This is a genomic window from Levilactobacillus namurensis DSM 19117, from assembly GCF_001434785.1.
In the GTDB taxonomy this organism is placed as follows: Bacteria; Bacillota; Bacilli; order Lactobacillales; family Lactobacillaceae; genus Levilactobacillus; species Levilactobacillus namurensis.
Window position 1 is genome coordinate 29,643 of sequence record NZ_AZDT01000010.1, and the last position, 21,107, is coordinate 50,749.

Annotated in this window: 24 protein-coding genes; 1 reads left to right on the forward strand and 23 read right to left on the reverse strand. The window is 46.8% G+C overall.

Features of this window, described 5'->3' with window-relative positions:
* Positions 1-18: 18 nt before the first annotated feature.
* The 22 genes from FD30_RS01865 to FD30_RS01970 form a co-directional block, all read right to left on the reverse strand.
* On the reverse strand, positions 19-1,983 hold the full coding sequence (locus tag FD30_RS01865; protein WP_056943770.1) for a KUP/HAK/KT family potassium transporter: 1,965 nt from the start codon (positions 1,981-1,983) through the stop codon (positions 19-21).
* Between the two features lie 178 nt (positions 1,984-2,161).
* Positions 2,162-2,986 carry an NAD(P)H-dependent oxidoreductase gene (locus tag FD30_RS01870; protein ID WP_056943674.1) on the reverse strand — a complete coding sequence of 275 codons (825 nt, stop codon included), beginning with the start codon at positions 2,984-2,986 and terminating at the stop codon, positions 2,162-2,164.
* 32 nt (positions 2,987-3,018) lie between these two features.
* Positions 3,019-3,825, reverse strand: coding sequence for a tyrosine-protein phosphatase (locus FD30_RS01875; protein ID WP_056943675.1), 807 nt, complete (start codon positions 3,823-3,825; stop codon positions 3,019-3,021).
* Positions 3,822-4,895, reverse strand: coding sequence for an oxidoreductase (locus FD30_RS01880; protein ID WP_146999986.1), 1,074 nt, complete (start codon positions 4,893-4,895; stop codon positions 3,822-3,824). Before FD30_RS01880 ends, FD30_RS01875 begins: the two co-directional genes overlap by 4 nt.
* An 11-nt stretch (positions 4,896-4,906) precedes the next feature.
* On the reverse strand, positions 4,907-5,251 hold the full coding sequence (locus tag FD30_RS01885; protein ID WP_056943676.1) for a BMC domain-containing protein: 345 nt from the start codon (positions 5,249-5,251) through the stop codon (positions 4,907-4,909).
* A gap of 29 nt (positions 5,252-5,280) precedes the next feature.
* Positions 5,281-6,468 (reverse strand): acetate/propionate family kinase, encoded by a 1,188-nt coding sequence (locus FD30_RS01890; RefSeq protein ID WP_056943677.1) that lies wholly within the window; start codon positions 6,466-6,468, stop codon positions 5,281-5,283.
* Positions 6,469-6,500: 32 nt separating this feature from the next.
* Positions 6,501-7,622 carry a 1-propanol dehydrogenase PduQ gene (locus tag FD30_RS01895; RefSeq protein ID WP_056943678.1) on the reverse strand — a complete coding sequence of 374 codons (1,122 nt, stop codon included), beginning with the start codon at positions 7,620-7,622 and terminating at the stop codon, positions 6,501-6,503.
* Between the two features lie 3 nt (positions 7,623-7,625).
* Positions 7,626-9,053 carry an aldehyde dehydrogenase family protein gene (locus tag FD30_RS01900; protein ID WP_056943679.1) on the reverse strand — a complete coding sequence of 476 codons (1,428 nt, stop codon included), beginning with the start codon at positions 9,051-9,053 and terminating at the stop codon, positions 7,626-7,628.
* Positions 9,054-9,055: 2 nt separating this feature from the next.
* Positions 9,056-9,538 carry a GlcG/HbpS family heme-binding protein gene (locus tag FD30_RS01905; RefSeq protein WP_056943680.1) on the reverse strand — a complete coding sequence of 161 codons (483 nt, stop codon included), beginning with the start codon at positions 9,536-9,538 and terminating at the stop codon, positions 9,056-9,058.
* A 3-nt stretch (positions 9,539-9,541) separates the two neighbouring features.
* The gene (locus tag FD30_RS01910) at positions 9,542-10,117 is read right to left on the reverse strand and encodes a cob(I)yrinic acid a,c-diamide adenosyltransferase (RefSeq protein WP_056943681.1); all 576 of its coding nucleotides are present in this window, start codon (positions 10,115-10,117) and stop codon (positions 9,542-9,544) included.
* 16 nt (positions 10,118-10,133) lie between these two features.
* The gene (locus tag FD30_RS01915) at positions 10,134-10,400 is read right to left on the reverse strand and encodes a EutN/CcmL family microcompartment protein (RefSeq protein ID WP_275452880.1); all 267 of its coding nucleotides are present in this window, start codon (positions 10,398-10,400) and stop codon (positions 10,134-10,136) included.
* Entirely contained in the window at positions 10,388-10,900 is a 513-nt protein-coding gene (pduM, locus tag FD30_RS01920; RefSeq protein ID WP_225426450.1) for a PduM family microcompartment protein, read from the reverse strand. Before pduM ends, FD30_RS01915 begins: the two co-directional genes overlap by 13 nt.
* A 36-nt stretch (positions 10,901-10,936) precedes the next feature.
* Positions 10,937-11,569 carry a phosphate propanoyltransferase gene (locus FD30_RS01925; protein ID WP_056943684.1) on the reverse strand — a complete coding sequence of 211 codons (633 nt, stop codon included), beginning with the start codon at positions 11,567-11,569 and terminating at the stop codon, positions 10,937-10,939.
* A 31-nt stretch (positions 11,570-11,600) separates the two neighbouring features.
* Positions 11,601-11,891 carry a BMC domain-containing protein gene (locus tag FD30_RS01930; protein WP_275452881.1) on the reverse strand — a complete coding sequence of 97 codons (291 nt, stop codon included), beginning with the start codon at positions 11,889-11,891 and terminating at the stop codon, positions 11,601-11,603.
* A 12-nt stretch (positions 11,892-11,903) separates the two neighbouring features.
* Positions 11,904-12,464 carry a BMC domain-containing protein gene (locus FD30_RS01935; RefSeq protein ID WP_056943686.1) on the reverse strand — a complete coding sequence of 187 codons (561 nt, stop codon included), beginning with the start codon at positions 12,462-12,464 and terminating at the stop codon, positions 11,904-11,906.
* Between the two features lie 14 nt (positions 12,465-12,478).
* Positions 12,479-12,832: a glycerol dehydratase reactivase beta/small subunit family protein gene (locus tag FD30_RS01940; protein WP_225426449.1), complete on the reverse strand. Its 354-nt coding sequence runs from the start codon at positions 12,830-12,832 to the stop codon at positions 12,479-12,481.
* Entirely contained in the window at positions 12,822-14,663 is a 1,842-nt protein-coding gene (locus FD30_RS01945; protein ID WP_056943688.1) for a diol dehydratase reactivase subunit alpha, read from the reverse strand. Before FD30_RS01945 ends, FD30_RS01940 begins: the two co-directional genes overlap by 11 nt.
* Before the next feature lie 14 nt (positions 14,664-14,677).
* Positions 14,678-15,196, reverse strand: coding sequence for a diol dehydratase small subunit (locus FD30_RS01950; RefSeq protein WP_056943689.1), 519 nt, complete (start codon positions 15,194-15,196; stop codon positions 14,678-14,680).
* Positions 15,197-15,208: 12 nt separating this feature from the next.
* Positions 15,209-15,916 (reverse strand): propanediol/glycerol family dehydratase medium subunit, encoded by a 708-nt coding sequence (locus FD30_RS01955; RefSeq protein WP_056943690.1) that lies wholly within the window; start codon positions 15,914-15,916, stop codon positions 15,209-15,211.
* Between the two features lie 20 nt (positions 15,917-15,936).
* Positions 15,937-17,613, reverse strand: a complete 1,677-nt coding sequence (locus FD30_RS01960; protein ID WP_056943691.1) for a propanediol/glycerol family dehydratase large subunit — start codon at positions 17,611-17,613, stop codon at positions 15,937-15,939.
* Between the two features lie 16 nt (positions 17,614-17,629).
* Complete coding sequence (gene pduB, locus FD30_RS01965; protein ID WP_082604774.1) at positions 17,630-18,448, reverse strand: propanediol utilization microcompartment protein PduB; 819 nt, start codon at positions 18,446-18,448, stop codon at positions 17,630-17,632.
* Positions 18,449-18,467: 19 nt separating this feature from the next.
* On the reverse strand, positions 18,468-18,746 hold the full coding sequence (locus FD30_RS01970; RefSeq protein WP_056943693.1) for a BMC domain-containing protein: 279 nt from the start codon (positions 18,744-18,746) through the stop codon (positions 18,468-18,470).
* A 323-nt stretch (positions 18,747-19,069) separates the two neighbouring features.
* Here FD30_RS01970 and FD30_RS01975 point away from each other — a divergent pair, with 323 nt between their 5' ends.
* Positions 19,070-20,176 carry a helix-turn-helix domain-containing protein gene (locus FD30_RS01975; protein WP_056943694.1) on the forward strand — a complete coding sequence of 369 codons (1,107 nt, stop codon included), beginning with the start codon at positions 19,070-19,072 and terminating at the stop codon, positions 20,174-20,176.
* A gap of 103 nt (positions 20,177-20,279) precedes the next feature.
* On the opposite strand, the gene FD30_RS01980 is transcribed toward FD30_RS01975, so the two are convergent.
* Entirely contained in the window at positions 20,280-20,987 is a 708-nt protein-coding gene (locus FD30_RS01980) for an MIP/aquaporin family protein (protein ID WP_056943695.1), read from the reverse strand.
* Between the last annotated feature and the right edge of the window lie 120 nt (positions 20,988-21,107).

The following is a 21,107-nucleotide window of genomic DNA, read 5'->3' on the forward strand; positions in this document are numbered from 1 at the left end:
TCCCCCTTTTGTATCCACCTAATGGGTTACTTTTTTCTGTTTCAAACTGTAATCGGGCTGTTGCCCAATAAATAACGGGACCTTTTCTTCAATCACGTCACTGAATTCCAGACCGTACCACCGGGCAGAAGATAACGTGATCTTCTGCAGGAGTAGCCGCCCACCGATCAATAAGTGATCCAACCAGGATAGGTCGTGCGCACTTAGGTCCTGGAACTGTTGATTCAAGATGATGAACTTGAAGTTGCCAACGCGGCGGTGTGGCACACTGGAGTAGTGTGGCGTTTGGGGATCAATCAAGTGGTCGTTCAGAAGTTCGTTCACGATTTGACGCAAGTAGACGTTCAACCGCTGCGGTTTCTTGAAGCCTAAGTAGAGCTGAACGTCCACCACGTTGCGCGTTCCCAACATGTTGACCGTGTAGTAACAATCATCCGGGTTGTCCGTTTCGTTGACCGTGATGAACCAATAGACCCGTGCGCGCTTAGGCTGCTGATCTAAGATGGAGTAAATGACCGCACGTTTAATCGCTAAGTTCGAGCGGACCCGGTTAATATAAACCAGGTTCGTCGCAAACGATGGTACCTCCGCGTCGTGACTTAGCTTCTGTAGTTGCGGGATAAACGCCGATAACGGCACGTACTCCGTTTGTTGAAGGTTGGCGTCTCGGCGTCGATTTCCCTCGTACCAAAAGACCATAACGACCAAAATCACGAGGGTCAAGAACAGGGTCACGTAACCACCGTGCCAGAACTTCACCAGACTGGCCAATAGAAACAGGCTCTCCAACGTCCCAAACCCGACCAGGAAGAACCGGGCGCCCCAAGGATGCTGAGGGCGCAAAAAGGCGTGCAGTAAGAGGGTCGTCATCAACATGGTCAACGTAATCGCTAAGCCATAGGCGGCTTCCATGTGCGCCGACGTCTGAAAATACCAAACGATGCTCAACGTAATACCGCATAGTAACCAGTTAACCGTAGCGATATACAGTTGACTGATTTCATTTCCCGGAAACTTAATCCGTAGCTTCGGCAGGAGCTTGAGTCCAATGGCTTCGTGCACCAGGGTATAGGATCCGGTAATCAACGCCTGTGAGGCAATAATGGCAGCTAACGTCGCTAAAATAATTGCCAAGACTAATAGATGACCAGGCACCATACTATAGAATGGATTCAAGTGATGCAGTTGAACTGTAGTCAATGTGGGATGGCGCAGTAGCCAAGCCCCCTGACCCAGATAACTGAGCATTAACATCGTATAAACGAAGGGCCACGTTGCGTAAATGTTGCGACGACCGACCTGTCCCATATCGGAATACAAGGCCTCGGCACCGGTGGTCGCTAAGAAGATGCTCCCCAAGATAAAGAGGCCTTGCCGGTTGGCTGGACTAACTAAAAACTGCAAGGCATACACGGGCGAGAGGGCCCGCAAGATACCGGGAGCCGCTAATAAATTGTAGCCACCAACGCCCCCAATAAAGCTGAACCATACCAGCATAATAGGGCCGAATGACCGACCAATCCGCGCGGTCCCAAACCGTTGGATCATAAACAATCCCAGTAGAATTCCCGTTACGATACCTAAGACAACACCTTGGTTTTCACCAATACTTAAAAAGCCTAGATTCTGCCCCTTGAGTCCTTCAATGGCGGACGTTACGGTTACCGCCGGCGTCAGTGTCCCATCCGCTAACAAAGCGGCACCCCCCACTAGCGCGGGACCAATCAGCCAAGCCGCTTGTTCACGTACCAACGCGTATAAGGCAAAAATACCACCCTCATTACGGTTATCTGCGTGCATCGCCAAGATCACGTATTTAATAGTTGTGATCAACATTAATGTCCAAAAGATTAACGAAAGACTACCCAACAGGGCACTGGAACTAGTTCCAGTGGGTTGCCGGCTCTGCCCCAAAATCGCATTCATTACGTACAAGGGCGATGTTCCAATATCACCATAAACGATGCCTAAGGTAATCAGCATCCCCGTCCCTGAAAGGGCCTGCGTCGTCAACTTCAATCTCCTCACCCTCTTCGTGGCCTATCATAAGTCACGAAAAGGTTCAGACCTACCGGATAATGTGAGTTCGGCTAGTGACTGAACGAAAAACGTGACGCTGGCCAATTCGCCATTGTCACGTTAGAGTGCATGCAACTAATATTTAATCATTCTGTGCTAGCAATCGCTGGGCTGCAACGTGGTGGTCAAAGAACCACTGAGCGTATGTGCATTCTGGAATGATAGCCCAACTAAACAACTGCGCAATAACCAACAATCGGACCATTGCCTGGGCCGCAATTCCTTGACCACGGCTCGTCTCAGGAATTAAGATTTTTTTAATCGTCAATAGGTTCCCCTTAATTGTCAAATCAGCAGTTCCAACCTCTTTTTCCCCTCGAACCAATGTCAATTGCTGGTCAGTAAGATGAAAGTTCAACGGGTGTTGGACCCCCACGGCCGTCGCTAAATGCGTCACTGCCAATTCAAGTAAACTCAGAGTTTCTTGATCAGCTTGCAGCAGCCCTGACGGTGCTAACAAATTGGGAAGATCCCCAAAATAAAGTTCACTGGGCTGAATCACCCGAAGACCTACCGTTAACGCTACCTGCTTAACAGATGCACTCGCACTAATACCACCCATGAGTCCCGTTGAAACACTAGCAATAATGGTCGGCTTTCCCAACCATAGATTTCCTTGTTTTGTCGCCGAAGCAATGTCCAAAGCATTTTTGAGACAGCCGGGCATTTCATGATTGATTTCGGGGGTGACCAAACAAAACCCATCTAAGCCAGCGATTTGAGTCAAAAAATCTTCGCACGCTCGTTGTGCCTGGTCAGTTAAGTGATCCGAATAAAGGGACAGGTCATCGATTGAAACCCATACTGGTAATAATTCACTGGGCAACAAACTCCCGAGATTTCTTGCTAATTGTCGTGCTAACGATTTCTGCCGTAAGCTCCCCGCAATCAAACCAATTTTTTTCATCTCAACATCTCCTTTTCACGTGCGAATCCCCGTCAGTCGCATCTCCGCGTCAGATATAATTGACGGAGGGTTTGTTGCCGTTGCGGAGTCATTCCAAGGACCTCCTGCAAATACGCTTGCATCCCGCCATACTGGTAATCCACAAGCATTAGAGCCTGCTGCAGATAATCTATGTTCACGGAGGCGAGATCCCGAATCGATTGCTGAAAGGCCACTGTTCGGTATTGATTTTTCGCATCCTTTACCCGCGCCTCAATGTGTTGTGTCGAGGCTGAATTCGTTAGAAGATAATCGGCAAAAATTTGCTTACGGGGCACTCCCAAGGCACTGAGAATAAATACGGCTCCAATTCCCGTTCGATCCTTTCCTGCGGAGCAGTGAAAAATCGTTGCCACATTCTTCGGTGTCGTCAGCAGTGTTTCAAATACCTGGCGATAAGCACGTTGTGCGCCTGGGTTAATAATTAACCGGCGATAAACGTACAGCATATGCCGGTATCCCCCATTTGGATTCACCGAAAACTCACGGTGCGTCTGCGCGGCGGCTGTCGAACTTTCCGTCTCATCATTGTCAAAAACCGGAATAACATGTATCGTAACTCCGGGTTGCGGCATATCTGGGAACTGACGCCTCTCAACCCTAGAACGTAAGTCGATAATCTGTCCCACGCCATACGCCTGAAGGCCTCGCCAATCATTGGCCGTCAAATCACTTAAATGGGCGGTTCGTAAGAGTCGGTGCCACGCAACCGCTGCACCATTCACCGTAGGATAACCACCTAGCTCACGAAAATTAAACCCTCCCGTGATATCCAATACGCGTGCCGGTTTAATGGTCATTTTACGACGCCTCCCTTATGTAATAATTGCCGGACGTAGGTAGGACTGATACCTAGGTCTTCTGGTGAAGTCATCAATTGCATCTGCTCAATATCGCAACGTCGGTCTTTCGGCCAATCCGGATTAAAAATCATCGGTTTGCCCAAAGCTACCCACTCACTCTCTTCTGCCAGTGTTAGTAAATCACGTTGATTTCGAATCCCACCCGCAACCATTAAGGGTAATGTCTTAAGTTGGTCGTGGAAAATCTGAATCACCGGTGAAACAGTATACCCCGTCACAGCCGGTTGGTGGTATTGATGCAATGACAAACTTAAGTAGTCAATCTGCAAAGCTTCTAGCAGGTGTGCTAAGACTAAGGTATCAATGAGCCGAAGCCCACCTGGTTGGCGCTCTTCAGGGGACAGCCGATAACCGACCGCAAAGGGACGCTGTGCAGTATGTGCGACCACCTGTTGCACACGCTGTACAATTTGAATTGGAACCCGAACCCGGTGGACCAGTGATCCACCAAACTCATCTTGGCGGTGATTCGTGTAGGGGGACATAAATTGCTGGAGCAAAAACCGGTTGGCGCCTTGAAGCTCAACGCCGTCAAAGCCCGCTTGAATCGCCCGTTTCGTTGCACGACCAAAATCATTGATGACTTGTTGAATCTCAAAGCGATTCATTGCCACAGACGTTGCCGTAGGACTCGGCCCCATCGCCGTCCTATATCGATAATCCACATATGCTCGTTGACCCGCATGGGAAAGTTGTAGAATTGCACGGGCCCCCTGCTGATGAATCCGTTGTGCCAACTGATGTAGGCCCGCAATAGTGTCGTCATTCGCCACGCTAATTGATCCACTTGCCGTACTGGCACACACATTTACGTAGGCCGACCCCACAATATCCAGACCAACCGTCTGGCTATGCTGCTGGTGAAACCAGAGGTCATTACGACTAACGGTCCCGTCAAACAACGATAACTGCAAATCTAATGGTGCTAGAACGAAAGCGTTCCGGACCTGAAGTCCGCAACGCATCGTTTGTTGCTTATCAAACTTAAACTGACTTGTATTAACCATCGCTGAACACCTCAAGTACGCGTAATCGTTGGAATATCGAAGTCTAGAAGGTCATGAAGCGTTTCAATTACTTGGTGTAACGCCGAATCAACCTCTGAAACTTCGCCAACAATCACTACGGAGCCACTGAACCGATCAATAAAGCCTAGTGAAACGTTGCTAGCCTTAGTCGCAACGTCTCCAGCAATAATCGACGCCTCAGCTGGTGTAATTGTGAGAATTCCCAACGCATTTTTCGGTGATTGTATCCCGAGTTTATCATAGATATCCTGAGTGGGATTAGCGACGATGTGGGCCAAGGTAACCTGTTTGCCCGGAACATATTCTTGAATCGTCCGATCAATATTTCTGGTCATCTTTGCCGCCTCCTTCTCCTAATAACACGTTATTTGATGCCTAAAACTTGCTTAATATCTCGTGCAATGATAGCTTCCTCATCGGTTGGAATCACCGCCACTTTAACCCGACTATTCGGCGCATCAATGCGCAACGCGTCAGCTCGATTCTTCTCATCGTCCAGCTTAACGCCCAAAAACGTTAATTGCGCACAGACCGCTTGCCGAATCATGGCGGAATGTTCCCCAACGCCAGCCGTGAAGACTAGCATATCTAGTCCGTTCAAGTCAGTTGTGTAGGCGCCAATGTACTGTTGAATCTGATGAACGTAAACGTCCAAAGCTAACTGAGCGCGTTGATTACCCGCTTTAGCAGCCTGATTCAAATCACGTACATCATTCGATAATCCTGACAGGCCGAGTAAGCCCGAATCTTGGTTAAGCATTTTACGAACGTCTTCGGAAGACATGTGGAAGCGTTCCTCAATAAAAGGAATAATCTCTGGGTCGATATCACCCGAACGGGTCCCCATCAAGAGCCCTGCCAGGGGTGTAAAGCCCATGGAAGAATTCACGGATTTTCCATCGAGGGCGGCACACAGACTCGCGCCATTTCCCAAATGACACGTAATCATCCGACGCGTCTGTTGCGTTCCAAATAGTTCCCGGGCCTTCAAGACAATGTATTCATGTGATGGACCATGAAAGCCATAGCGCCGGATATCGTGATCTTTAAAGTAATTGTACGGTAGACCATACATGTAAGCCTTAGGAGGAATCGTGTAATGAAAAGACGTGTCAAAGGTAGCGACCTCCGCTGCCTCTGGTAAGATTTTCTCAAATGCCTCGATTCCAGCAAGATTCACAGGATTATGAAGAGGCGATAATACAGAGAGTTCCTTGATCTTAGCCTTCACTGCAGCATCAACCTTAACCGGATGCGTGTAGAAACGCCCACCATGTGAGATTCGATGGCCCACCGCTATGATTTCTGATTTGTGTTCAATCACATGACTGGTCAAAAGACCGTTCACCACGGCTTGAATCGCGGCAAGGTGGTCGTCCATCTTCTCCGCTTGAATAGTTTTTTGCCCGTGAATCTCAAATGTAAACGTACTATTCCGTTGGCCAATACGATCAACGTGACCACTGGCCAAAACCGTTTGTTCCGATAATTCATAAAGCTTGAATTTCAGGGATGAACTACCTGAATTAATGGCTAAAATCTTCTGTGACATAGTGTGATTCCCTCTTTGTATAACGTCATCCGTTATTTAATAATTTGGTGATAAACTGCAGCTAAATCTTCGTCACTTGGAACTACGGGATTTCCTGGAAAAGTTGCGTCTAACTTAGCATTGGCCACAATCGTATCCGTTGCGGCTAATGCGTCCTTAGTATCAATGCCAAAGCTCTGTAAGGTGGCTGGACAATCCATCTGACGCATCATCAACCGAATTTGATTAATCAACCGCCGAACGGCAACCCGATCCGCCATACCTTGCGGAGCTAAACCAGCCTTCTTCGCCGCAATCGCATACTTGTGCATCGCTACTTCGTCGTGTTCCGCATTGTAGCTGACTACATAAGGTAACAACATTGCGTTAGCCAAACCGTGAGGTACGTGGAAGTTGGCCCCTAGTTGGTGGGCTAGCGCGTGGCAGAACCCTAAACCAGCATTATTGAATGCAATACCAGCACCGCAGGAAGCTTCATGCACGACCTTACGGGCAACGGTATTGTCCCCATGTTTGTAGCAGGTGACCAAATGATGGGTTATCACGTCCACACCCTTTTCAGCCAAGGCATCCGTCAGGGTATTAGCTCCCTTAGCAACTAACGATTCTAAGGAATGGGTCAAGACGTCCAACCCAGAGTATGCCGTGACACTCTTGGGTGCCGTCATGACCAATTGTGGATCCAATAACGCGATATCTGGCGTCAAATAGTCCTCCATGATGGGGAATTTTCGCTGGTTCTCAGTATCGGAAATTACACTGGTATTAGTGACTTCGGAACCAGTTCCACTAGTCGTTGGAATGGCAATAAAGCAATTCAGACAAGTGTTCGTAATCTTTTCACCAAAGAAGCGAATGGCCTTCCCGGTATCAATGGCGGAACCGCCTCCAATACCTAACATGACGTTGGGTTTAAGGGTCGTAAACTGTTCAACCCCCTTCATAATATTCTTCAACGGTGGATCGGGCTTCACATCGGAAAAAATTTCAATCTGATTACTGCTATCGAGTTCACCACAAATTGTTTTCAGTGTTGGCGTATTCGGTAAGAAGGCGTCGCAGACCATCAAAATAGTCTTACCGTGTAAGTCCTGTAGCCGGTCTAAACTATCTGTTCCCGAATAAATTTTGGTTGGAATTTGAATTTCTTCCATGGCTTACGCCTCCCAAGTCCGCAATGAAAAGCCTTCTGGTGAATTCAACCGGCGACGACGCGTATAGGTTTTCGCCGTTGCAGTCCCCTCACCAGTTGGCGTAGCAATCGTCAGAGCTGAGGCCCCAGCATGGGCACCGGCTGCACCGACACCCGTTCCGGTATAGGTTGGACCGTTGACCACGAAAATCGACGTGTTCATCCGGTGAGCTGCTTTATTGATGTGAGGTAAGTTTTCGGAATGAATCGAAGCCGTATGGTGCAAGCCTTGTTCAACTTCAACCGCGGTAGCTAAGACGTGGTCAAAGTCAGGGCAGCTGACAACTGGTAAAATTGGCATCAACATTTCGGTCGTGACAAGGCGGTGATCCTTTTCGGTTTCCATAATAATCAGTTTTGGATTACCCGTATAATGAATTCCTGCTTGATCCAAAATGTAGGTGGCAGCTTTCCCAACAAACTTCCGGTCAGGGGCTCCCTTAGGACCGATGGTCATGTCCGCCAACTTGTTAACGTCGTTCATGTTGGTAACTAGGAAGGCCCCTTCTTCTTGCATCTTCGTAATCAAATCATCCTTAACACTGGCTTCCACGATAACTTCCTTTTCTGCGGTACACAGAATATTGTTATCAAAAGCAGCAGAATCAACGATGTTGTGCGCAGCTTTCGCAATGTTCGCCGTTGCATCAACCATGGCAGGTGGGTTACCAGCACCGGCACCCACCGCCTTCTTGCCACTGATTAGAGCTTGGTGAACCACGGAAGGTCCCCCCGTGATAGAGAGCATTGCAATGTCGGGATGCTTCATCATGGCCTGAACGGATTCAATGGAAGGTTCTTCAATAGACACCACCAGGTTATGTAATCCTGTAGCTTTAGCAACCAATTCGTTTAACTTTTCAATTGTCCAACGTGTGATGTCCTTGGCACCTGGGTGGGCACCAAAGTAAACCGTATTTCCACCGGCTAGCATCATGATAGCGTTAGCAATCACAGTTTCGGAAGGATTAGTGCTAGGACCGACCGCTCCAATGACACCAAATGGTGCATATTCGTACATGACCAAGCCACCATCGCCAGTTTCGGCTTCTGGTTGTAAAATTTCAGGACCTGGTGTGTTATACAGGGCGTTGTGGAGCTTAGCAACCTTAGCTTCGACAGTTCCCATGCCGGTTTCCTTGTAGATACGTTCTGCCATACTTTGGATGTAAGGCCGGAAGCCCTCACGAATAGCATCTAGAACTTTGTTCCGCATGGAAATTGGTTGATCAACATAATCTTCTTGCGCTATTTTCGCTGCAGAAATCGCTTCGTCAACCGTCTTAAAGATTCCGTTATGCCCATTGCCAGCAACTGGACCATTGCTGGTCCCAGACTGGTGGAGTTCTTCATTTAAAATTCGTCTGATTTGTGCCTCAATATTTTCTGCCATTCCTACTTACTCTCCTTCATAAAGGAAGCCACCGCTGCTTCACAGATTGATTGATCCTCTTCAATTAAGCCACCACTGACACCAATCGCGCCAATTGGTGTCCCGTCCAGAACCAATGGAATACCGCCAGGGAAAGAAACTAATTTACCGTCCAGCATAGTTTCCATCTGATAAAGAGGGGCACCGGGTTGGATATCTTTGCTGATGTCCTTCGTTGGTTCTTTCATCGCGATGGCGGACCAAGCCTTTTTAGGAGCCAGCGTTGAACTGACTAGGTTGGCATTCGGCATGTGATAGAACATCTGAACGTTAGTGGCCTGATCCATCAAGCAGATGGATACCCCAACCTTCAGTTCATCGGCGCGCGCTACGGCCGCGTCAATTACCTTTTCCATTTTATGACGATCAAATAAGTTGTTCATCGTTTCTCCTCCTTGTTTAGCAATCACGTCACGAATAATTCGAGTTAACTGTTCTTCATCCATTGTTTATCGCCCCATTGCTTGTGCATACCGTTTCAGCACTTCATTTGTCACTTGTTGGACATACGCCTCATGGTCTTCGGAACGGGCCATGATGTACATAAAGTCAGACAACCGATTAATATATCGTTCCAGAACGGGTCGAACGTCCGTATCTGTACTGAAGCGTACAAATTGACGTTCTGCTCGTCGACACACCGTTCGACAAATATGGAGTTGGGCCCCTGCCAGGCTTGCACCCGGGAGGATAAAACTTGTGACCTTGGGCAATTCTGTCGTATAGTGATCGATAATTTGTTCAAGTTCATGAACATCATCATCCGAAATTGTCCGACTGTTCTCTAAAAATTTCTGCGTATTCTGTGTGGCGATTTCACCCTGTAAAAAGAACATCTTATATTCGACATGCTGTAAGATGGCCTTATTCTTCGGACTGACACACAATTTGTCTGCGAGACTGATATTTGCATTCAATTCATCGAAGGTTCCGTAAGTTTCAACCCGCAAGGAATCTTTTTTTACCCGTTGTCCGTCATACAAACTAGTCGTGCCTTTGTCGCCACCCTTAGTATAAATTGGCATTTAAATTCACTTACCTTTACTTATCGAAGCGGTCAATAATTCCCACAATGGCGCAATCATTAACATCCCGTAACCCGTCATCCAGCTGACTGGCACGCCGGGCACCGGCGCCGCGAACTAATAGAACATATTCACCAACACCAGCCCCAACTGAATCAGCAGCCACTTCTTGGTGCCGGACCGACTGACCATCAGAGTTAACTGGCTGCACAATCATTAGTTTCCGTCCAACCAACGATGGATCCTTCTGCGTGGAAACCACGCTCCCTACTACTTTTGCCATATACAATCTTCATCAGTCCTTGTTTGTAGTTTCATGTCTTTAGCAGCCAGTAAATCAGTTGCTTCAGCCGTCAGGTGCTGGTCTCTGGTTACAACCACCAAGGATTTGTCCGGCATGGCTGCCAGATCCTGACGCGTCACGACCCGGTGGGCCAACGCCTGCACTAGCTGATGACGATTGGTAATGAAGAGAATTGGCCAGTCTAACAACATCTTGCGTGGAATAAAGTGAACCGCAAGTTCATTCAAACTAAGCTGAAAAGTGACTTGGTAATCGATTCCTTGCAAAATCCAAGCAACCCAAACATTGTCCGTGTCTAACCGGTAGAGTGCCGTCAAAAGTTCAATCGAAACATTGGTAATTACAACGGTCGCGTAATCTAAAAAGATCTGGGTATCAGGAACCGACACGGTTGCTTGATAGGTACAGTCATATTGTTGATGTTGCCGTTTGGCTAACTGGGCCATCACCTTTTCAACTAAAGAATCCAAGTTAATCACCAACTTCAATTAGAATTCAAACGACTGGTCACCCCTCTAGTGTTGAGGCTTGATCAAATGTCCCACCGTATTACGACCAACATTGGCTGCGTTGGCTTCATCCGTATCAATGTGCATTTCTAAGATAAAGTCTTCGCGGGGCCGGCAGATAACATCATTGTAGATAGTCTTTCGATTTTCGGAATCAATCTCGACCGAAACAGTATCTCCTAGCTTGACGCCGAAGCGTTTGGCATCGTCATTGCTCATGTGAATGTGTCGCTTGGCAATGATGACCCCTTGAACCGTAACCTCTCCGTCCGGTGTAACCAACTTAACACTGGGCGCACCATCTAAATGACCAGACAACCGAATGGGAGCGTCAACGCCGATTTGAATGGCTTCAGAACGAGCAATTTCGACTTGAGAATGCTTCCGACAAGGGCCTAGAATCCGGACATGTTCAATCCGCCCGTTAGGTCCCACAATGTCGGCAACCTGCTTGGAAGCAAATTCTTTAGGCTGCTTAAGAGGCTTAAAAATTTCCATTTCTTGGTGTGGAAACAGAATGTGATAATCTTCTTCCGTCAAGTGAATATGGTGGTTAGACACCCCAATCGGAATCCGATTGGGATCCATTTCTTCTTGAATAATGCGATGAATTAAATCGCGTAATTGTGTTTCATCCATAGTGAATTCCACCTCTACTTAGTGCTGATATTTACTTAACTGAGTTACTGGACTTAGGCAAGATATTTTCAACTTCAGCATGTGGGCGAGGGATAACATATGAACTCATCACTTCACCAATGTTTTCAGCAGCAGCGACTCCAGCATCTACGGCAGCCTTAACGGCACCAACATCACCACGAACCATAACTGTGACCAGGCCGCTTCCAATTTTTTCTTGGCCCATCATTTCGACATTGGCTGCTTTGACCATTGCATCAGCGGCCTCGATCGAAGCAACTAATCCTTTGGTTTCAATCATTCCTAAAGCGTTATTCATAATAATTTCCTCCTATTATTTGTGTTCTTTGCTAAACAGTTCTCGATAATGGAGACACTTTTTGCGAGGTTCGCCAAGTTTTCGCGAACACTTAGGATCGCCACACAAGTTACACGTGGCTTTCTTTGTAGTCTCCGTAACGTCTCCCACCGGTTGTACCTTGACAGGCACACCATTTGTCGGTGCAGTTCCCGAGGCCTCCGGTTGAATCACTTCAACCTGGGGTACTTTACCGACTGAGTATTCCGAAGTCTTAGTTGGTGTTGGCGTCTGGGGATCAGGATCCGGTCTGGGCCCTGGGGTGGTAAATAGGCCCCCTTGACTTAACCCATCGATTCCCGGCGCCGGATTTGCTAAGACAGTTGAGCCGACGTAAGCATCACCCACCGTCTGCTTACCGATTTCGATGGCGACAGACACGGCAGCCACATCACCTTTGATGACAACCATGATCCAGCCACCACCTTTGGTGTTATCCAGTGCCGACAACTCAACTTCTGCAGTCTTTAACATCTTGTCAGCAACCACAATTGCGTTGGTCAACCCCGAAACTTCAATATAACCAATTGTTTGCATCGTTTTTTCACCACCTAATCCTTCAACTTCTTAAAGGGCACACCTTTGACTAATCGGGCAGCATTCGCTCCCAGTGCCCGAAACTGCGCGGTATCCGTCCGAGAGACACTAAATAACGGCTGATCACTGGGCAAGTTCTTGTAGTGAACGATAATCTGTTGGTCATCAAACCCAATTCCCACAGAAAGTCGGGAAGCTAGGGCTGCCTGATAGGCTCGTTCGACCGCCGTTGGTACGCTAATTTGCGCCATATTAACCGGAATCTCTTCTTCCTCAATTCCGTCTAGTAGCGCTTTCAAATCAGTGGGAACGGTCGTATCGGAGATCACCGCAATCAAGATTGCTGGTCGGTCCGTGTCAACTGACATGAGCGCCCCTTCTTTCCTGGGCATACGAGAGAATTAACCCCGTTGCCACGGCGTTTCGTGGTCCTTCAATCGAACGAATATTTCCACGCCCCGCCACTAAATTGTAGTGGGACAGTTCATCAGTAACTAATTGCGGAATTTCAAAGTCCAAAGCAGACCCTCCTACAATAACCACAAATGGAATATCACGGATATTGCCAGTCGGACTCACATGTTTTAAGGCCCGCTGAGCGTTCTCAACGAAGACTCGCTTCTTCGCCGTCTGCCGAATCGTCTTGACCTTTTCAATGTTCAAGTCACCTGGCAATGGCACGTAACCATCAGGTTTTATGACCACAGTCCGGGCAAAGATGTCAGATGGTAACGGTTTATCAAAGAACTGGACAGTACCATCTTCATGCCGAATTTGGAAAAGGTTTTCAACCCGAGCTAACGGATACTTTTTGATATCCTCAGCTAGATAAATATCATCTAACCCCAATTCGGAATTAATAATCATGGTGACCATGTCACCGGCACCGGCTAAATGAATCGCCACGATTTGATTTTCTTTGTTAATAATCGAGGCATCCGTTGATCCAGCTCCTAAGTCCAAAATTGCAATCGGCTTGGTGGTTCCCGGTGTCGTCAAGGCCCCGAGAATAGCAGCTTCAGCTTCAGCTCCCCCAATCTCGACCGGAATATGCATATCGTCTTGAATCAGGTTGGCAATCACTTGCATCTGTAGGTGATCAGACTTGACCATCGCAGCAATACCGACAGCCTCCTCAGTTGAGAATTCACCGGCCAGACCACCTTGAACCTTCACGGGCACTGACGTATTGACCGCCAGTAAATCTTGAATCGCAATATCTTTGTTTTGCTTAGCCGTCAAATCCGCCATTGTCTGCCGAACTTTTTCCAGCATGCCGCCAACATTGGTCCCCGACTCACCTGTGATGTCCTGAATCCGATCAAACTCATTGATTTTCTTCATAATCGCTTCGGCACCGGCGGCAACATTAACGGAATCTGAATCACGAATGCCTTCGATTTTGATTGAACCGGCCGGGATGACCCGTGCCTTCACATCCCCTTCCGGTGTCTTAATGACCACCGCTGAACGGTTACCAATCAAGGCCCGGGAAACCGGGACAATATTCTTGGTTTCATCAGAAGTGAGGCCAAAAAGCGTAGCGATGCCATACGGGTTAGAAAGCTGAGAAATCACTTTCCCTTTATCCGCCACCTCGACTGCCGCCAGCATTCCAACGGGAACTTTGTCGATTTGGGAAACTTCATCCACAATAGGGATTCTGCTTTCCAGTCGATTATCAATCAGGACCCCATCATCATTTTGGAGAATCGCGGCGGTAATCTGAAAACCAGCCTTGGTGTACACGTTGATTAATTTTGCGGCATCCTCAAAATCGATAGTCTTCGGGATCAAAACAATGTACTTCCGTGACTTATCGGTCTGCTTGAGGAGCTGTAAGAGCTCAACAGTATACCCAGAACCGATTCCTAAACCACCCGGTGTGTTCGGATTATGGCCAATCATCGTGGATTCCGTGATGACAGTTTCCGTAATGGTCTCCATCGCCACATCCCCAATAACTGGCGTTGCCTCGTTAATTCGAATCAAATCAATGTCATTTAGCTCAAGATGGGTCGTATCTAACACTTGTCTGAGTGACTTTTTGATTCCAATCAGGTTCTGTTTCGTTCCCTTAATTCCTGTAGTCGCGGAGATTCCAGAACCGATAAATTGGACTTCACCGTTCTCGGAAACGTCAGCTAACGCCACTTCTGTTGATGAGTTACCAATGTCAACCCCAATCACTTTTGCCATACGAAGACTCCTAACTAGTTGTCACCCTTGAGTTTCTTACGAGATTCATAGTAGTCAGCGGCTTCTGCAAACCATCCGGCGTTCACTGGAGCATTATACTTATCTTTCAGTTCACTAGAAATCGCCAACAACTCGGCCTTTGTGGACCGGTATGGTCGCAAAGCATTGTACATTTCCAATAACCGTGCATCCGGAATAGATGTTAATTCAGCGGCCCGTTTGAAGTTCCGTTGAATGGCATCCCGCCCCGCATCACTAGCCACCTCACCTTGTAATCGCAAGGTATCAGGCGTGATTCGGAGATCGTTAGACTTGATATTGTTGTTAATAACGTTGTCCAACGTAATGTCCTTTAAGGCTTTACCAGATGGTGAACGGACCAATTCTGGGTGCTTGCTGTATAACGGGTAATCGTTACGCTTTAATTCCTTTTCGTTAGTTGTCGTCGCAGATTGGGAAGCGGTCGTGCTGGCACTCCCGTTGTCGCCAATCTGTTGAACGATTTTCGCAACTAAGTCGTCAATTTCACTCATGACCAATTCCTCCTAGTTAAAGTTAACTTCGATTTCTTCAGCCGGCTTACCGACAACCACTTGCTTAGTTTCCTTAATGTGCATTAGGGCTGACAGTGCTTGGTACTGCACCCGAGCCATTTGATCGTTAACCGTTGGCACTGGACTTGGGGACATTCCCTTCGCATACTGTGCAGCATTCTTCCCAATTGCCCGGTAAGTATCGCCGTCTAAAACAGGTGCTTGCGGGAACAGTTCCAAGTTTGACAGTGGTTCTTGATCCTTCTGATGAATGATTGTTGTCCCTTTAGACTGGATGGCAATGGCAATGCCTGAGCCAGAAAGGTGATCACCTTCTGAACCACAGAAAGAAACATCTGATGTCCGGTATACCTTGATGACACGGGCTTTCAAACCTTCTTCCTCGATACCGGCAATGACCTGACGTAGGATTTCTTTATGGCTAATCCCCGTCAAGTTATGGTCTAGTACTTCAGCAAAGGCAGGTGCCACAGCGATGACAACTTCATCGCGGGAATAGCCTTGCTTAGCAACGCCAACGTGCTTAAACCAATCGACAGGCCGTTCTGCTTCCGCCCCTGGCTTCGTTTCGTGTGGTACTTCGGCAGTTGCTGTCGCGGTGCTTTCGCTAAACGAAATTGGCTTATCGACCTGCTGAGTTTCAGCAATCACGTCGCGAATGATATTACGTAATAAATCTTCATTGATTTCTTGAGCCACAATGTTAACCCCCTTACGGACTAAAGTTGCATGTGCTGTGGATCGATGGCAAACGGAATGTTCTTAATCCGTTCCCATTCATCGGTATCTTCTTCCAACCGGTAACCTGTACCAGGACCTCGGTAGTCATTGGCATCGTTAACGGCGGAAATGACGTTCCAATTTTCATCAAAGATGGCAGACGTCTGTAAGAAATCTCCACAAACTTTTTGCTTTTGTAGGTCTAAGACGGCTTGGGCAACGTCCTTAAATCCGTGGTTGTAAAGGGCCTTGACCACATCAACGGCGGTGATTCCACGATCCATCAAATCTTGAGCAGCTTTCATGTCTTCAACCATGTTTCGGTCAGGCATGTCTTTCGACGTATTCGCGTAGGTCGCTGCTTCAACCTCTTCATCGGTGATTTTGGGTAGACCCAGGTCTTCAAAAACAGCTTGTAATGCCTTGGCCGCCTTGTTCCGAACCTTAATGATGGCATCTTCAGTCACAGGATGAATTCCACCGTTAATGGCTAAGTCCCGTTCCATGACATAGTAATCATCGTAGTCCAAGCCATCTGTGTTCGACCCAGCGAACGTGTTGTCGTAATTTGGCGTGGAAGAGTAACCGGAAGAAATATAATCGGTTCCGGCAATGAATTGACCTAAGAGCCGTTCCGTCCGACGCATATCAGAGTGTGAGAAAGCTTGGTCATTGGCGGAAGCACATTCAAGGTCAAGCATCATGCACAAGAGATTTTCGCCCAAGACGGAACGAATTCCACCTGGGACGGATCCAGGAATCCCGATACAACTAACACCACCATTTTGCAAGCCTTGAACCCCGGATGCCTTGGTAATGAAGATACAACGTGATTCCAAGTACAGCATGGACTTGCCTTCGGTGTAGCCCATCATGACTTCGGAACCGGAACCAGAGGTGAACCGCATCTTCAATCCACGAGAAGCATAGCAAGATGCTAAAAATCCTTTAGACCAAGGCGTGTCATCACCATCGGTAAAGACCTTGTCAGTTCCGTAAACAGAAATGGTTTCGGCGTAACCGGTGAAGCCTCGCATCCCCAAGTTCAGCTCAGCAGCTTCTTCAACGGAGCATTGACTGATGACCCCAGGACGACCAGTTTGAGCTCCAACTAACAGTGAGATGGCGTTCAGTGGTGCGTACCGGGCAACGGCTGTTGTCGTTTCCTGTTCTGGGAATCCCCGTAATGCAGCATCGGCCGCATCAGCTGCGATTTGAACTGGATTGTCCCGAATATTCGTCACGTGACATTGCGTCGCTGGTGTCCGCCGTGGCCGCATTTTTTGGGTGGCCATGATCATTTCCGCGAAGTTCAACTTGCTGATGACTTCTTCGGCCTTCGCTGGTGTCATCGCGGTCGTCAGGGCAATAATGTCATCCCGACCAACGTTCGGATCACATAACATATTGGCAATCTTAGTGGAATCCATTGCCATGACCTTTTCGGCATTTTCTAACTTGATTCCGTACTTAGCAATGTACAGATCAATCAGATCAAAATCCTTGGCAGGTTTTTGATCCATTTCAGTAACCTTGCCATTTTCAATCTTGATACTTGGCTTAGGGTCATTAGGCCCCATCATGGCAACAAAACCTTCTTCAGGCCATTCTTTAACAAATCCATCTAAATGAATGGGACGTTTTTCAAGTGCTTCAAAGCGTTTTTGACGTTTCAATTAAAGTTCCTCCTCTCTAGCGAATGTAAGACGGAAAATCAGCAACTGGCTTTTCGCCTAACTGCGCTAGTAGCTTCAGTCCAACTTCGCGACCAGCAATCACAGCTTGCCGCACCGCACCAGAGTCTCCACTAATATGAACCGTACCTTCATTAGAAAAACTCGTACCATGACTCGGCGAAGCAAACGATAAGACATCAACACCTGCTGTCTTGATTGCGGTATCGGCCATAACAACCCCGATCCCTGAAGGTGCTCCACAAATCAAGCCATAAGCTTTCCCTTCAGGAGCCCCAAATGCCATATGTACAGCACCGGCTGCACGTGCAGTAAATTGAAGTTCCAAGTGTCCTGCAGCAGAATTATAAACATCACCAAAGGTTCGGCTTAAATTGTCCAGTGCCACTTGAATAGCAGAACGAACATCAGAAGGATCATACCCTCCAATGAGAATTAGAACACCGTGTCCTGCGCCTCCCTTCGTATCACGGGGCCATTCCACATCAATGACTTCAGTATTAGTAGCCTTAACGGCTTCATCCATCGCCATAATCTGTGGACCAGCTCCCGTTCGGGAACTTAATACCCCAATAACTGTAAATTTCTTGGAGACATGCAGATGATCCAATAAAATTGCATCCACACTGGGAATACACATTCCAATTGTGTCACCAGTCTGACTAGCCCCCACGAATTCAGGAACTACGCTGGTTGAGTTTAAGAAATTATCCATCATTATTCCTCCCGATGATTGAGAAGATGACGCCGGAAGCGTCATCCCCTGTTGCAGAAGTTCAGTTAAAATTCGATTCATTAACTGTTGTTGCACCATCATCTAGACACCCAAATAATCATTACTTCTTTTGGGGCAAGATTTTTTCAACATCGGTATGTGGACGTGGAATGACGTAATTCGATAAAACTTCGCCAATGTTTTCAGCAGCGGCAACCCCTGCATCTACGGCCGCTTTAACGGCACCAACATCTCCACGAACCATGGTCGTTACTAAACCATGACCAATTTTTTCTTGACCAATCAGATCAACGTTAGCAGCTTTTACCATTGAATCAGCAGCTTCAATGGCAGGGACGAGTCCCTTCGTTTCAATTAAACCGAGTGCTTCTTGTTCCATGACAATACCTCCAGTTATTACCAAACAATCTAGTTAACTAACCCACAAGCCTAGCTCACTAAATTGCATGGCGGTTTTTGAAAACGTCTTCATTGTATAAAAGCCGGCTATCACTATTTTTAACAATAACTAGATATCTCTGACAATAATTTGTGGTTAGTTACGAGATAGTACTTAAAGTGCGGATATATACAAAGTGTGCGAAAAAATGCGCTTGATTTCATATTATTATTTAGTTAAACTATTTCTGTGATAGCGTTTTATTTGTTGCGGGGACAATATATTCATCAATAGATTATTTGCTTAGTAGGAGGAGAAATATAATGCTCACTTATTCACCAAAGCAGGAAGATTACCGATCTTTAGCCCATTCTTTGGCAACATTTACCAGCCTGACCCAGATCAAAACGATGTTTTTTGGGTTTAGCGGTATCTTACTCGCTGATGATTTTGTTTACCTCAACGCTGAGGCAATTGAGAGTACGCTGGTCGACGAAACCTTTGAAAATTATGCCGTCTTCCCCGTTAGTCTCAATCAGCAACTTTGGGGAGCAGTTCTTTGCGAAACAACTGATGTTTCGAAGAAACGACTCTTCTTATCACAAAGCTACTTACAAAATATTATGAATGAAATTATCGACACCCCAACTTTAGGAACCGTCAAAGTCTGGGAACCCTTAACTTCCGATCAGGTTAGTCAGATCAACTATCTTCATGACTTCTTTGGTAACCACCAAACTGCCATGATGCCAACTAAGTCTTCTCAACCAACTCGTGCTATGAAACTCGACCAGCTAGACGATCGGGATGCCGCTAGTCGTAGCATCACTCTAGCCGTTGACTACATTCACCAAAATATTCAACAGTCTTTATCCCTAAACGAAGTGGCTCAAAAGGCATTTTTATCTCCCTCTTATCTAAGTCGACTTTTTAAAAAGTATCTGCACGTTAACTTTGTAGAATACGTTAACAATCAAAAAGTCGCTCTAGCTCAAGAAAAGTTAGCCCTATCAACTGATACAATTCAGCAGATTTCTAATCAAATTGGATTCTCCCAAACCAGTTACTTTACAAAGATCTTTAAACGTAAGACTGGCTTAACTCCCTCAGAATTTCGCCAACGAAATCATACGATTCAAAAAATTTACACCATTCCTAGGAAATTAGACTGGGAAAATAGCGAAAGTGTCTATGATGTCTCCAAAGACTTCTTTAAGTCCAATCACATCAAATACCTTGCCGATTCAACTGACGGAACGACCTACGTCAATCGGATTGGTGACCTAGGAGACACTGACGGAAACCGTGGATGGGTTTACACAGTAGATGGCCAGCAGCCTTTGCAATCCGCTGATGAAACGTCTGCCAACGATAAGTCAGTGATTCAATGGGTCTATACGGATTATTCCCAGGACTCTCAAAGTAAATAGTGTTAAAAAGATGATCCAATGGTTGGAAACCTCCGACCATTGGATCATCTTTTGCAATTGATACGCAGAATATATCCCCCATACATCTACCAACATCGTATTCTTACTTCAACAAAACCTGCAACCCAGCGGCAAGAACGCCACCGACAATTGGTCCACACATTGGTACCCAGGCGTATTCCCAATGTGTCTTACCCCGGTTAGGTACCGGCAAAACCGAATAAGCTAATCGCGGGCCCCAATCACGTGCCGGATTCAATGCAAATCCAGTTGTTGTTCCCAGTGCCATCCCCACAACCGTGATTAAAGTTCCCACGATAAATGGCTTTAAGCCTTGCGTAAAATCTCCTAAATTCAATAAAATGAAAACAAACGCCCAAGTGGCAATCAATTCGGACATAAAGTTTAAAAATGGGCTATAAATTGCAGGTCGCGTAGCAAAAATCCCCACCTGGTTTCCCTCTGACTCACTCTTACTAGCTTTAAAGTGGGGGTAAAAATGAATAATAACAATTGCGGCACCTACAAAAGCACCCAAGAACTGTCCTAATAGATACGGAATCACTTCACTCCATGGGAAAAAACCAAAAGCAGCAAATCCAATCGTCACAGCTGGATTTAGATGACCATCTGAGCCTAACGCACCCCCGACATAAACACCCATTGTCACCGCTAATCCCCAAGCTACGGATATGTACGTCCAGTTTGAACCTTGACCATACGTCTTTTTTAAATTAACACTGGCGCAGGTTCCGGCACCTAAAACGATTAAAATCAACGTTCCAAAAAACTCACCAATAAAACCATCCATTTTAAAACACCTGCCTTATCGTTTTATTTATTCAACAGCCTCGATTTTTAGTGTAGCATAGGGATCTATGCCGTTTTTATCTTAAATTAGCCTTACTTAAACAAGTATTTACTAATTTAA

What these genes read in the sequence shown, in the direction of transcription:
- FD30_RS01935 (WP_056943686.1), bottom strand. Translation starts at nt 12,464, where the DNA reads ATGCAAACAATTGGTTATATTGAAGTTTCGGGGTTGACCAACGCAATT.
- FD30_RS01890 (WP_056943677.1), bottom strand. Translation starts at nt 6,468, where the DNA reads ATGTCACAGAAGATTTTAGCCATTAATTCAGGTAGTTCATCCCTGAAA.
- FD30_RS01970 (WP_056943693.1), bottom strand. Translation starts at nt 18,746, where the DNA reads ATGGAACAAGAAGCACTCGGTTTAATTGAAACGAAGGGACTCGTCCCT.
- FD30_RS01980 (WP_056943695.1), bottom strand. Translation starts at nt 20,987, where the DNA reads ATGGATGGTTTTATTGGTGAGTTTTTTGGAACGTTGATTTTAATCGTT.
- FD30_RS01925 (WP_056943684.1), bottom strand. Translation starts at nt 11,569, where the DNA reads ATGGATGAAACACAATTACGCGATTTAATTCATCGCATTATTCAAGAA.
- FD30_RS01915 (WP_275452880.1), bottom strand. Translation starts at nt 10,400, where the DNA reads ATGGCAAAAGTAGTAGGGAGCGTGGTTTCCACGCAGAAGGATCCATCG.
- FD30_RS01900 (WP_056943679.1), bottom strand. Translation starts at nt 9,053, where the DNA reads ATGGCAGAAAATATTGAGGCACAAATCAGACGAATTTTAAATGAAGAA.
- FD30_RS01910 (WP_056943681.1), bottom strand. Translation starts at nt 10,117, where the DNA reads ATGCCAATTTATACTAAGGGTGGCGACAAAGGCACGACTAGTTTGTAT.
- FD30_RS01905 (WP_056943680.1), bottom strand. Translation starts at nt 9,538, where the DNA reads ATGGATGAAGAACAGTTAACTCGAATTATTCGTGACGTGATTGCTAAA.
- FD30_RS01945 (WP_056943688.1), bottom strand. Translation starts at nt 14,663, where the DNA reads ATGGCAAAAGTGATTGGGGTTGACATTGGTAACTCATCAACAGAAGTG.
- pduB (WP_082604774.1), bottom strand. Translation starts at nt 18,448, where the DNA reads ATGATGGTGCAACAACAGTTAATGAATCGAATTTTAACTGAACTTCTG.
- FD30_RS01865 (WP_056943770.1), bottom strand. Translation starts at nt 1,983, where the DNA reads ATGCTGATTACCTTAGGCATCGTTTATGGTGATATTGGAACATCGCCC.
- FD30_RS01885 (WP_056943676.1), bottom strand. Translation starts at nt 5,251, where the DNA reads ATGACCAGAAATATTGATCGGACGATTCAAGAATATGTTCCGGGCAAA.
- FD30_RS01880 (WP_146999986.1), bottom strand. Translation starts at nt 4,895, where the DNA reads ATGGTTAATACAAGTCAGTTTAAGTTTGATAAGCAACAAACGATGCGT.
- FD30_RS01940 (WP_225426449.1), bottom strand. Translation starts at nt 12,832, where the DNA reads ATGTCAGTTGACACGGACCGACCAGCAATCTTGATTGCGGTGATCTCC.
- FD30_RS01975 (WP_056943694.1), top strand. Translation starts at nt 19,070, where the DNA reads ATGCTCACTTATTCACCAAAGCAGGAAGATTACCGATCTTTAGCCCAT.
- FD30_RS01950 (WP_056943689.1), bottom strand. Translation starts at nt 15,196, where the DNA reads ATGAGTGAAATTGACGACTTAGTTGCGAAAATCGTTCAACAGATTGGC.
- FD30_RS01875 (WP_056943675.1), bottom strand. Translation starts at nt 3,825, where the DNA reads ATGACCATTAAACCGGCACGCGTATTGGATATCACGGGAGGGTTTAAT.
- FD30_RS01870 (WP_056943674.1), bottom strand. Translation starts at nt 2,986, where the DNA reads ATGAAAAAAATTGGTTTGATTGCGGGGAGCTTACGGCAGAAATCGTTA.
- FD30_RS01895 (WP_056943678.1), bottom strand. Translation starts at nt 7,622, where the DNA reads ATGGAAGAAATTCAAATTCCAACCAAAATTTATTCGGGAACAGATAGT.